Origin of the sequence: Paraflavitalea sp. CAU 1676 (assembly GCF_029223285.1) — a bacterium.
Classification (GTDB): domain Bacteria; phylum Bacteroidota; class Bacteroidia; order Chitinophagales; family Chitinophagaceae; genus Paraflavitalea.
Window position 1 is genome coordinate 792925 of record NZ_JARHUJ010000004.1, and the last position, 12053, is coordinate 804977.

At 51.1% G+C, this 12053-nt stretch carries 12 protein-coding genes; 6 read left to right on the top strand and 6 right to left on the bottom strand.

Annotation, left to right across the window (positions count from 1 at the left end):
• Window position 1: 1 nt before the first annotated feature.
• Together P2H89_RS16180 and P2H89_RS16185 are read left to right on the top strand one after the other, a co-directional pair.
• Window positions 2-820, top strand: coding sequence for a PASTA domain-containing protein (locus P2H89_RS16180; RefSeq protein WP_275828624.1), 819 nt, complete (start codon window positions 2-4; stop codon window positions 818-820).
• Between the two features lie 18 nt (window positions 821-838).
• Complete coding sequence (locus P2H89_RS16185) at window positions 839-1147, top strand: rhodanese-like domain-containing protein (RefSeq protein ID WP_275828626.1); 309 nt, start codon at window positions 839-841, stop codon at window positions 1145-1147.
• A 65-nt stretch (window positions 1148-1212) separates the two neighbouring features.
• Here P2H89_RS16185 and P2H89_RS16190 read toward each other — a convergent pair whose 3' ends face one another.
• Both P2H89_RS16190 and P2H89_RS16195 read right to left on the bottom strand, forming a co-directional pair.
• Entirely contained in the window at window positions 1213-1800 is a 588-nt protein-coding gene (locus tag P2H89_RS16190; protein ID WP_275828628.1) for an NnrU family protein, read from the bottom strand.
• Between the two features lie 98 nt (window positions 1801-1898).
• The gene (locus tag P2H89_RS16195) at window positions 1899-3158 is read right to left on the bottom strand and encodes a PAS domain-containing protein (protein ID WP_275828630.1); all 1260 of its coding nucleotides are present in this window, start codon (window positions 3156-3158) and stop codon (window positions 1899-1901) included.
• Window positions 3159-3342: 184 nt separating this feature from the next.
• Here P2H89_RS16195 and P2H89_RS16200 point away from each other — a divergent pair, with 184 nt between their 5' ends.
• Both P2H89_RS16200 and P2H89_RS16205 read left to right on the top strand, forming a co-directional pair.
• Window positions 3343-5232, top strand: a complete 1890-nt coding sequence (locus tag P2H89_RS16200) for an ABC-F family ATP-binding cassette domain-containing protein (protein ID WP_275828632.1) — start codon at window positions 3343-3345, stop codon at window positions 5230-5232.
• Window positions 5233-5357: 125 nt separating this feature from the next.
• A complete protein-coding gene (locus P2H89_RS16205) occupies window positions 5358-6887 on the top strand; it encodes a M28 family peptidase (RefSeq protein ID WP_275828634.1) in 1530 nt (509 codons plus the stop codon).
• Between the two features lie 70 nt (window positions 6888-6957).
• Here P2H89_RS16205 and P2H89_RS16210 read toward each other — a convergent pair whose 3' ends face one another.
• The 4 genes from P2H89_RS16210 to P2H89_RS16225 all read right to left on the bottom strand — a co-directional run bounded on the left by P2H89_RS16210 (window position 6958) and on the right by P2H89_RS16225 (window position 10511).
• Window positions 6958-7908 carry a class I SAM-dependent methyltransferase gene (locus P2H89_RS16210; protein ID WP_275828636.1) on the bottom strand — a complete coding sequence of 317 codons (951 nt, stop codon included), beginning with the start codon at window positions 7906-7908 and terminating at the stop codon, window positions 6958-6960.
• Window positions 7898-9124, bottom strand: coding sequence for an MFS transporter (locus P2H89_RS16215; RefSeq protein ID WP_275828638.1), 1227 nt, complete (start codon window positions 9122-9124; stop codon window positions 7898-7900). Before P2H89_RS16215 ends, P2H89_RS16210 begins: the two co-directional genes overlap by 11 nt.
• A gap of 142 nt (window positions 9125-9266) precedes the next feature.
• Entirely contained in the window at window positions 9267-9995 is a 729-nt protein-coding gene (locus P2H89_RS16220; RefSeq protein ID WP_275828640.1) for a DUF4197 domain-containing protein, read from the bottom strand.
• Window positions 9996-10073: 78 nt separating this feature from the next.
• On the bottom strand, window positions 10074-10511 hold the full coding sequence (locus P2H89_RS16225) for an acyl-CoA thioesterase (protein ID WP_275828642.1): 438 nt from the start codon (window positions 10509-10511) through the stop codon (window positions 10074-10076).
• Window positions 10512-10594: 83 nt separating this feature from the next.
• On the opposite strand from P2H89_RS16225, the gene P2H89_RS16230 reads away from it, so the two are divergent.
• Entirely contained in the window at window positions 10595-10918 is a 324-nt protein-coding gene (locus P2H89_RS16230) for a hypothetical protein (protein WP_275828644.1), read from the top strand.
• Between the two features lie 117 nt (window positions 10919-11035).
• Window positions 11036-11980 carry a hypothetical protein gene (locus P2H89_RS16235; RefSeq protein WP_275828646.1) on the top strand — a complete coding sequence of 315 codons (945 nt, stop codon included), beginning with the start codon at window positions 11036-11038 and terminating at the stop codon, window positions 11978-11980.
• Window positions 11981-12053 lie beyond the last annotated feature (73 nt).

Sequence of the window (12053 nt, forward strand, 5' to 3'; positions counted from 1 at the left end):
CGTGTTCAAATTCATCACCAGTCGACCTCTATGGCAGAACATCCTGTTTGCGCTGATATTGGTGTTCCTGTTGCTGTTCCTTTTCCTGCAATCACTCAACCTCATCACCCGTCACGGAACTACAGTAGTAATACCCTCCGTAACCGGTAAATCCTATGAGGATGCAAAGAAGATCCTCGAAGCACAAGGCTTCGATGTACAGATACAGGACTCTATCTACAACGATACCGCAAAACCGCTTTCCGTATTACGCCAGTTTCCCGATGGGGAAGAAGTGGTAAAGGTGAACCGTACCGTGTACCTAACCATCAACAGGGCAGTAGCCCCCGATATCGAAATGCCCAACCTCGAAGGACTCACCTTCCGCAGCGCAGAGATCGCGCTCAAGCAATACAACCTGCGCCTCGAGGATACCACCTATGTGCCCAACTTCGCCAAAAACTCCGTATTGGAGCAACACTATAAAGGCAAACGCATCAGGCCCGGTACCCGCCTTCCCATGGGAAGCGGCATCACGCTGGTGCTGGCGAGCGGACTGGGTAATGAAGAGCTGCCGGTACCCGATCTCTTTGGCAAAACCTACACCGAAGCCAGGGTGCTGCTGGAATCTTATGGACTCACCCTCGGCGCCACCGCCTTCGAACAGGGAGTGGCCGACAGTACCAACGCGTACATCTACACCCAACAACCCGAATCCATATTGCCCGATGGCCGCATCAACATGATCCGCCAGGGACAATCGATCAACGTACGCCTCCAGGCACAGCGCCCGGTACGCGATTCCACCGCCATACCAGCGCAGCCGGAACAACCAGAGTAAACCATCAATAACTATTATATGCAGAACATAACAGCTGAAGAAGTAAAAGCACGACTCGATGCGGGAGAAAAACTGAACCTGGTAGATGTGCGCGAGCCGCATGAACATGCTGACTTCAACATCGGTGGTAAATTATTTCCGCTCGGAAAAATACAGACCATGCAGGTCGATGAACTCGAAAGCCTGCAGGAAGAGGAAGTGATCGTCTACTGCCGCAGCGGCAACCGGAGCGGACAAGCCGCCATGATCCTCGAAACCCTCGGCTTCAAGAATACCAAGAACCTCGTAGGCGGTATGATGAACTGGGAGTCTGTGTACGGCAGATAATACCGCAACAGCGTAAAATAAATAAGGGCTGTTCTTTGCTGCAAAGTAGAGAGCAGCCTTTTGCTTTACCATTTAAACGGCATCAGCATCGGCACCTTTTGCTGATACGCCCGGTACGCTTCGCCAAACTCGGCACGCAGCTTCCGCTCTTCCCACACCGTGCCAATAAAAGTATACAGCGTAATCATACAACAGGAAATGAGATACCCAAGCTCCGGCCAGATCAACCAGCACGACCACACGGTCAGCAACGTACCCGCATACAACGGATGCCGCACATAACGGTTCAGTCCGTCCGTCGTCAGGCCCATAGACTCTTCTCGCCTCGGAAACAATACATCGATGCCGCTGAGGTAGAAGAAGTATCGCCAAATGCAAATGAGCATGATCGCAAGGCCACCAAGCGCAGCCACACCTGCTATCAATTGCCACACGATCCCCGGCCGCCACAACCAGACGGTTGGCAGCTGCCACTCGTACCAGACAATAACCAATAAAATAAAGAAGGAAAACAAAGAGTAGGAGAGACGATAAAAAGGAAAGAAACGACCGCTTATCTGTTGCACCCTGCGCTTCCACCAGCCGGCGGCAAACAGGCTGTGCGTACTGCCAAACAACAACCAAAGAGCGATAAGATAAATGTAGGCTAACATGCAGTGTTATTCTCTCTTAAAGATACCTACATTTCCGCCATCAAAACCTACATCCGCCGCGGAAACCCGCCCCGTAGTCAAAACGCTGCATCCGATCCCTACACCTTCACCTTCAGCGTACAGCCCTCACCAGGTGCCGAAATGATCTCCATATCGCCATTGAACACCTCGATCCGGTTGCGGATATTGTTGAGGCCCATACCCGGCCTCACTTCCGAAACATCAAATCCTACACCGTCATCACGAATGGTCAGCAAAGTATGTCCGTCACTGGGCTTCAGGTCGATGATTACGCCCGCCGCATTTGAATGCTTTAATACGTTGTTCAGTTGCTCCTGGATGATACGGTACAGCACCAGCCGCCGGTTCTCGGGCACCTGGCTTTCATCAAAACCCGCATGGCGCACATGAAATTCGATCTCGCGGGCATGGCTGATATCCTCGATCAGTTGATACAAGCTCTCCAGTAAACTCTGTTCATTCAAAGCTGGCGGTAGCAGCGAACGCGACAAACTCCTGATCTCTTCGATGGTTTGGGTGATATAACTCGCGCACTTATGCAAAAGCTCTTCCCGCACAGCCGGGTTCACCAAAGCATGTTGTATATAAAGCTTTACGACGCCCAGTAGTTGATTGATATTGTCGTGCAGTTCCTCACCCAGTTTCTTGCGCTCCGCTTCCTCCGCCTGCAATACACTACGCGCCAGTTCGTCTTTATGCCTGGTTTGCGCTTCGATTAATGTGTCCTGCAACAGCCTTTGCTCGGTTACATCCTGCATAGCGCCGATCAACCGGTAAGGTTGCCCCGCAGCGTTACGCATGATAAACCCCCGGTCGAAGATGGTTTTGAAATCGCCGTTCTTGCAACGGAAGCGGTATTCATCCTGCCATACGGTACCGCCGGTATCCAGCTTGGCATCGATGGTATCGAGTACCCTTTCCTTGTCTTCCGGATGCAGGTTGTTGGTCCACCAGTGGTAATTATCCTGCAACTCATCTTCCGTATATCCGAACATCTCCTGCAAAGCCCGGTTGGTATAGCATTGTTTGGTCTGAATGTTATAATCCCACACCGCATCATTCGTAGCCATGCCCAGGAGTTGATACCGCTCCAGTATCTCCTGCTCCTGTTTACGCGCTTTTTGCACCTTGGCGTAATACCGGTGGCTGATATAATAGATCAGCCCGGCGCCCAGTACCATAAAGGCAATACCCTTATAGCGCTGTATGTTATTGTATACAACGGGATCATGGTCGCTGATGGACCAGGCTATTGAATCGGAAAACAATATCCAGGCAGTGCCGAATACAAGGAAGGCCAGTGAGAGTTTTACAGAGGAGGGCATAGGATTTTTCATGCTAACAGGCTATGAAATACAATATTGCGAAAAATTTACTTCTATTCCATACCGATCATCGATTTCACAGTAAAAAATCATTCTATGGGGTAACACCGGTTTGTCCACGTCAACCTGACACCGATGTTATTTTGCTCCCCAACCGCCCCACTTCCTTGCCCCCGCATTCCCTTATCTTTGCGCCATGCATTACGTTTCTGTAGAGGGACTTTCCAAGTCGTACGGGGTAAAACCACTTTTCGAGAACATCTCATTCCATGTAGAAGAAGGCGATAAAATAGCGCTGGTAGCCAGGAACGGCTCTGGTAAATCGACCCTGCTTAAGATCCTCGCCGGTACCGAAACCGCCGAAGACGGTAAAGTTTGGGTCAACAAAGAGGTTACCGTAGCCCTTTTCGATCAGGAACCTACCTTCCAGGAACACCTTTCTGTGCTCGACAATATCTTCCACCACAACCACCCGGTAATTAACGCAATTAAAGCTTATGAAGCCGTGAATGAGGATGGAACGCCCGAACAGGTGAGTGATGCGATCGTAAAGATGGATGAACTGGGTGCCTGGGATTTCGATGCCAAGGTGAAGCAGATCCTCGGCAAGCTCAATATCCACCACCTCAACCAGCCCACCGGCACGCTTTCGGGCGGCCAGCGCAAACGCGTGGCCCTCGCCAAAACCCTCATCGATATCGGGTTCGAGCACAAGCACGTATTGCTCATCATGGATGAGCCCACCAACCACCTCGATGTAGAGATGGTAGAGTGGCTCGAATACTACCTCAACCAGCAACACGTAACCCTGCTGCTCGTTACCCACGACCGCTACTTCCTCGACAATGTATGCGAAGAGATCTGGGAAATGGACCGCAGCAGCCTCGTCGTGTACAAAGGCGATTACGAGAATTACCTCGAGAAAAAGGCCGCCCGCATGGAAAGCGAAGCAGCTACCATCGATAAAGCCCGCAATACCTACCGCCGCGAACTGGAATGGATGCGCAAGCAACCCAAAGCGCGTACCACCAAATCCAAGAGCCGGCAGGATGCTTTTTATGTAGTGGAGTCCAAAGCCAAACAACGCATCGAAGACCAGAAACTCCAGCTCGATGTAAAAATGAGCCGCCTCGGCGGTAAGATCATCGAGTTGAAGAAAGTGTACAAGAGTTTTGGAGAGAAGACCATCATGAAGGGCTTCGACTACACCTTCAAAAAAGGCGAAAGGGTAGGGGTTGTAGGAAAGAATGGCGTAGGGAAATCCACCTTTATTAATATACTCCAGGGCATCGACCAGCCGGATAGTGGCAAGATCAACATTGGCGACACCGTCATCTTCGGCAACTATTCGCAGCAGGGCCTACACATCAAAGAAGATGTCCGGGTCATTGAATACGTCAAGAATATTGCAGAAAGTTTCCCCCTCGCCAGCGGCGGATCGCTCAGTGCGGCCCAGTTCCTCGAACTGTTCCTGTTCCCGGCCGAGCAGCAATACACGTATATATCAAAGTTGAGCGGGGGCGAAAAACGCCGCCTGCACTTGTTGTCGATATTGTTCCGCAACCCCAACTTCCTGGTGCTCGATGAGCCTACCAACGACCTCGACCTGCAAACGCTGGCGGTGTTGGAGAACTTCCTCAACGATTTCCAGGGATGTCTGCTCATCGTATCGCACGACCGCTATTTCATGGATCGCCTCGTCGACCACCTCTTCGTGTTTGAAGGCGATGGCGTTATCAGCGATTTCCCCGGCAACTATTCGCAATACCGCATAGCCGAAAAGGAAAAGGAAGAAAAGACACAATCAGCCAGGCAGGAAGCTAAAAGCCCGGCCGCAGCAGAGCAGGCTTCCAGCAAGCCCGTGGAAAAAAAGAAGTTCTCCTTCAAGGAAAAACGTGAGTTTGAAACGCTGCAACAGGAGATCGCCAGCCTCGAAAAGGAAAAGGTGGAGGTGAACGAGAAGCTCAACAGCGGCAGTCTACCCTTCGAAGAACTGCAAAAACTCGCCAACCGCATCGGTGAGATCACCGCCCTGCTCGATGAAAAAGAGCTGCGTTGGCTTGAACTCAGTGAGATAGAGGGCTAAAGTCCTCCCGCCTATAAAAAGAACGCACGCCGGCCACCGGCGTGCGTTCTTTTTCCACCAATGGCAAATAAATCCATGTCGCTTGCCTTACATTTGACCTCCTAAAACAAAAAACATACATTTTAATGAGAAAACTATGCCTGGCAATGGCTTTGGCGGCACCACTGGGAATGATGGCCCAGAAGATCGCCAACCCTGTTCCCTACGCCAACAGCATCTCGGCTGAGGAGCTGAAAAAGCACCTGTACATTGTTGCAGGGCCCGAAATGGAAGGCCGCGAAACCGCTACCGAAGGTCAGCGCAAAGCTGCCGCTTACATTGAGAACTATTTTAAACAACTTGGCCTCGCACCCGGCTACAACGGCGCCTGGCAGCAGCCCTATCCCGTTTACCAGGATTCATTGGTAAGCGCATCCATCGAGATCAACGGAAAGAAATTCCAGCCCTTTACTGATTTCTATGCCAACCTCTCCAGCTCCAACAGCTCTTCCTTCATGACAAGTGAAGTAGTGTTTGTAGGATATGGCATAAGCGATTCTACCCGCAACGATTACAAAGGCATCGATGCAAGAGGTAAAGTTGTATTGGTGCTCGCCGGCACACCACCCTCAACACAAGCCGCCGGCGCGCCCCGCCGTGGTTTCGGTATGTCGCCCATCATGGAGGCCGCTTCAAAGAATGGCGCCATCGCAGTATTGCAGGTACAGGTAGGCTTCCCCCGCCGCAATGCCTCCAACCGTGGTAGCCAGTACATCAGCGGATTCCGCAAAACCATCTATCCCAACCTGTATGGCATCTCCGACCAGGTGGCCGAAGCCATCATGGGCGCCGACTACGCCACTGCGAAAGACGCCATGAAAGCCGGTAACCCACAGGCGAAGACTTATGCAGCCAACATAGCTGTTGAATTCAATAAAGCAGTAACCAAACTCGAAAGCTCTAATGTGATCGGGTTCCTCGAAGGCTCTGATAAGAAAGATGAGTACGTGTTCCTTACTGCCCACTACGACCACATCGGCAAAACAGCCGCTGGCGTCATCAACTTTGGAGCCGATGATGATGGATCCGGCACTGTGAGCATCCTCGAACTGGCTGAAGCATTTGTAAAAGCAAAAGCAGCCGGAAAAGGTCCCCGCCGTTCGATTGTATTCATGACCGTATCTGGTGAAGAAAAAGGACTCTGGGGATCTGAATATTATTCAGATCATCCGGTGTACCCGCTCGATAAAACCACTGTCGATCTCAACATCGACATGATCGGCCGCATCGATCCCAAGCGCAAGATCGGCGACTCTACCAACTACATATTCGTAGTAGGCGATGATAAGCTCAGCTCCGATCTGCGCCCCATCAGCGAAGCGATGAACAAGAAATACACGAAGATGGAACTGGATTACAAGTTCAACGAACCCAACGATCCTGAGCGCATTTACTACCGCAGCGACCACTTCAATTTCGCACGCAAAGGTGTACCCATCATTTTCTATTTCAACGGAACCCATGCCGATTACCACCGCCCCACCGATACGCCCGATAAGATCAATTATGATCTGATGGCGAAACGTGCCAAGCTGGTGTTCTTCACTGCCTGGGAAATGGCCAACCGCAACGACATGTTGAAGAGAGATATTCCTTTAACCATGCCCGGCCGATAAGACAGCTCAACAAGGCAATTGCCTTACAATAGAACGAGGGTGTATCGACCGATACACCCTCGTCATTTTCCTACCCCTTCACAATCTTAAAACACTGCCGGTGCAGCTTGCCCTGGAAGTCGAAGGGCGTAGTAGCCTTGGTAATATCCTTAATGGAAGTTGATTGTATTTGCTCCGCGTCCAATATAAACTTCCGGTAATTGGTGCTGAAGTACAACACCCCGCCTTCACTCATAGCGCGCAAGGTTTTATTGATCAGTTCCACATGGTCGCGCTGGATATCGAGAAAGTCAAGCATTCGCTTGCTATTGCTGAACGTAGGCGGATCCATGATCACCAGGTCGAAAGCCCCTGGCTTCAAAGTATCGAGGTATTGCTTCACATCTGCATGCACATAATAATGCTTCTGCGGATCGTACAGCTTGTTGAGCTCCATATTGTCCTCGCCCCATTTCAAATAGGTTTTGGAGAGGTCTACCGAAGTAACGGAAGTTGCACCACCCGCCGCAGCATATACCGAAAAGGAAGCCGTATAACAGAAGAGGTTGAGCACCCGTTTGCCGGCACATCCCTCACGCACCATCCCGCGCGTAATGCGGTGGTCGAGGAACAGGCCCGTATCGAGGTAGTCAGACAAATTCACTTTGAAAGTGAGTCCCGCTTCCTTCGCTTCGAAGAAAGCTTCTTCCGTCGCTACCCGCTGGTACTGGCCCAGGCGGCCCGCTTTGCGCTGGCGTTGTTTGATGTAAACATTATCCGAGGGAAGCTCCAATATCTCACTGATCACCTGGATACAGTCTTCCAGCCACTGTTCATGTTCTTCTTCCGTCAACGAATGACGGCGTTTGTATTCGGCGAGGTAAATATTCTCTTCGTAGATCTCGATGCAGAAAGGAAACTCCGGCAGGTCATGGTCATACACCCGGTAACAGGTAATACCCTGGCGCCTGGCCTGCTTGCCAACATGCTTGTACACCTTGGTAAGCCGGTTCCTGAACATCTCAAATTTATCAGCTGACATGCGCCAAAGATACTTCTCTCCGGTACATGATGCCAAAACCCACACAACTTAGCAGGCATACGCCACCCACCAGCCACCACAACATAGGCCATCCCGCATGGTCGGCCACCTGCGAACCGAGAAAAGGCCCCAGCGTTTGCGCCACCGACCAGGCAATGGTATAGAGACCTGCATACTGACCACGGTTGTGGTTGGCCGTGCGCGCAATCCAAAAGGAGTTCATGAACGGCATGGCCAGTATCTCGCCAAAAGTGATCAATACGATCATGCCGATAGCGAGCAGTGCATTCATGTGAAACACATTCAGCATCAGGTACGACAGGCCGCAGAGTAACACACCGATCGTGATATAATACATCTTACTGCGTTTGCCTTCCAACTTGTAGACAAGCACCATCTCGATCACGGTAATGATCAATCCGTTCAGGGCATTCAGCAACCCGATATATTGTTCCGAAAAGTGAAGTACATTTTTGTAGTAAGCCGTAAGGTTATTGAAGATCTGGAAAAAGCAGGCCGCAAAGAGAATAGTAAGCACGATGAACCAGAGAAAAACCTTGTCCTTATACGCAGAATGGGCAGGGTCGGGCACCTCGCGGGTCGCGGGTGAATGCTTCTGCTGCACTTTCGAAGGCGGCAGCAAATACCACATCAGGAGAGCAGCCGCAATATTCGTACAACCATCCACCCAAAACAGCAGTTCATAGTCGTGGGCCGCAATGATGCCGCCAACGGCACTGCCCACAGCCCAACCCAGGTTAATGGCCAGGCGGTTGAGGGAGAAAGAACGCGTGCGGTTCTCCGCATTACTATAATAAGCGATCGCCGTGGAGTTTGCGGGCCTGAAAGATTCGTTCACCAAACTCAGCAAAAAGCTCAGGATACAAATACCGCTGAAGGAATGCATCTGCCCAAGTACGATAAACAATAAGCCACCGCCAATCAAGGCCACCATCTGCACCCGGAAGAAACCGATCTTATCCGTAAGCCAACCGCCCAGGTAACCGCCAACCACCGCACCCAATCCAAATAACCCCATCACGATGCCCGCATCGCCGATGCTATAGCCCACTTCCGGACTGATGAGGTAAATGGTCATAAAGGGGAGCACCATAGTGCCGCTTCGGTTGATCAGCATGATCAACGAAAGCCACCAGGTATGGGCCGAGAGGCCACTATAGGCATTCTTATAGAGAGACAAGGTTCCGGCAAACATGGCTATATCAGTGAGTAAGCAACAAAAATAAGGATACCGGCCGGCTAAAAAAGAAACATCCCCTTGGAAGGGGATGTCATAAAGTGATTATCGTGCGTATTTGTGCTTGAGGTAAGCAAAGGCCGGCAGCTATTGATGCCTATTACGAACCGAAAACCTTCTTCAACGTTTCAGTTACGCGGGCCGCGGGATCCTTACGGATCTTCTGCTCTTCCTGGGCAACCTGGAAGAACATACCACCAAGGGCCTTTTCGGTCACATAACCCGATAGGTCGGGGTTTACCTTATTGAAAGAAGTAGGCAGTTTATTGTAGGTCTCAAACACCGTTTTCCAATGGCGGGTAGCGCCTGTCTTTTCCAGTGCTCCTTCGATCACCGGGCGGAAGGCCGCCGTTAGTGCAGGTACCGTTTTACCGCGCAGGTAACCGGTAGCTGCCGTGTCACTGCCTTTCAAAATACCCAGCGCATCCTGGAAACTCATGGTCTTAACCGCATCGAGGAAGATGGGAGCGGCCGATTTGGAAGCATCTTCAGCAGCCCGGTTCATCGACAAAATGGCGTCATCCACCAGTTTGCCCATACCGGCCGCACGCAATGTTTTTTCCACTTTCTGGGCTTCGGGAGGCAACAACACCTTAATGGCAGCATTGGCAAAGAAGCCGTCCACCGCCGAGAGCTTATTGGCGCCATTGGTAGCACCTACGGACAGCGCTTCCTTCAGGCCGGCCACGATATCGTCGTTGCTGAGCGAACCGCCTTTGGCCTTATTCAATAAACCGCTGGCTTTCTTGAACAAACCACCACCACCGGTATCCTGGGCAAAGCCCGCTACCGAACTCAATAAAAACAAGGGGAGTATTACTTTTTTCATAGCGACATTATTTCGCTAAAAGTAACGTCGGTTTCTATAAAAAGTTGTTAAGCACAGCCAGCAAAAAGCCATTAAATTCTATTTAATCCACTCGAAGTCTTCGGCGCGCGGCATGTTGTTAAAAACATGTAAAATCTGCTCTGGCGGGGCTGCCAGTTTACGCAACTGTGTATCGATCCAGGCGCCATCCACCGTGATCACGGCAGCGAGGATATCGCCTTTTTTGTAGATATGATGGCGGATGCTCCAGCGCGATTGATCTTCCCGGGCTTTCGTCAGGTGCAGGTCGATCGTCACTTCATCACCCAGCCTGATCTCTTTCTTGAACACACATTCCTCGCGAAACAGGATCGGGCCAAAATGAAACTGGGCCATCGAAGCTGCCGTAAGCCCATGCGCCTCCAGAAAAGCAATGCGGCAATAAGCCCCATAATCATAATACACCGAATGACGCAAATGGAAATTAGGATCGAGATCGGCCCAGCGCACCTCTACTGGTTTTACATAACTGCTCATATACGATAATTAAAAAGCTATGACTAAAATTAGCCTTTACCGCAATTATTAGCTAATTTTCGGATAGAATATACCGCATCTGCATGCGAAAATTCATCGCCACGATATGCCTTATCACTTTTATCACCCTTCAATACGGGAAGGTGATCAGCTATTGGCATTGTCGCATCGTGGCTGCTACCGCCCATTGCGATTGCGAACAAAAGATGGTGAGCCACGCAGAAGAAGACCATCCCGGCGCTCCGCTCGTGATTGCCAAAGAGAAGGCGGAAGAGGTTTATTTCTCCTGCACCTTTCACGCCCAGCAACCCATAACGGTCAATACCGACAATACCGCGCAAAGTCTCTATCAACCCATGATCTCCTCCGATCATACCATCCCGGTATTCCAGCCTCCCCAGTCCTGATCCTTTACACCACCAGCAATTACTATTAACTGAAGAACGCTCGTCAAGATGCATCCGCATGCGCTTGTGCGCAGGTGCATGCGGCATGGCAGGGCGTATACACATAAACTTACAATCATGAAACTTTCTATCATGGCGGTTATTGCAATCGCCTTCATTACCTATACAACAGCTTGTCAGCGCAAAGCTGCGGCGCAAACTACCGGCAACGCAACCAGCAATACGTCACCAACACTGGCCAACCTCGAATACAAAGATGCCAATGGGAACCTTAATTTGCTAGGCGCTACCAGCCGTGATAGGTTGGCGCAGGCGCCTTTCGATACCTGGTTCAATAAAACCTACGCCGATTATACCATCGACAGTGCCACAGCCAACAAATTGAAACCACTGCTGAAGAACAAACAGTTCGTCATATTCATGGGTACCTGGTGTGGCGATAGCCGCCGCGAAGTACCCCGCATGTACAAACTGCTCGACTATTGTGGCGTAAAACCCGCACAGATCAAACTGGTCAATGTCAATAACCACGACTCGGCCTATAAACAAAGTCCGGCCCATGAAGAACGCGGCCTCTATATCTTCCGCGTGCCCGATCTCCTGGTCTTCGATCGCGACAAAGAAGTAGGCCGCATTGTGGAGGCACCCTTGACTACTCTCGAAAAAGACCTGCTCGCTATCACAGAAGGGAAAAATTATTCACCGAAATATCCCGGTACCGCCTACCTGATCAACCAGTTTCAAACGCCCGGCTGGATGTCGACGCCCGCTGCGCATGAACAGGTGGCCGAGCAGTTACGGCCCCTGATCGGCCAGTGGGGTGAGCTCGCTTCCTTTGGCCGTGTCATGCTCATCGCCGGCGAAACCGACCGTGCCATCGATGCCATGCGCATCAACACGATACTGTACCCCGCAGAAGCTGGCGCCTGGCAATACCTGGCCACCGCTTATGTGAAAAAAGCGAATAAGCCGGCCGCAAAAGACTGCTGTCAGAAGGTATTGCAGCTGCAGCCCGGTAACCAGCAGGCCATAGCCCTGCTCGACCAGCTCAACCGGGAATAAGTGTTAAAATTAGCCGTATGATACCGGATAGATAGAGGCGTGCCTGAAAGGGAACGCCGTAGAGCAACTTGCC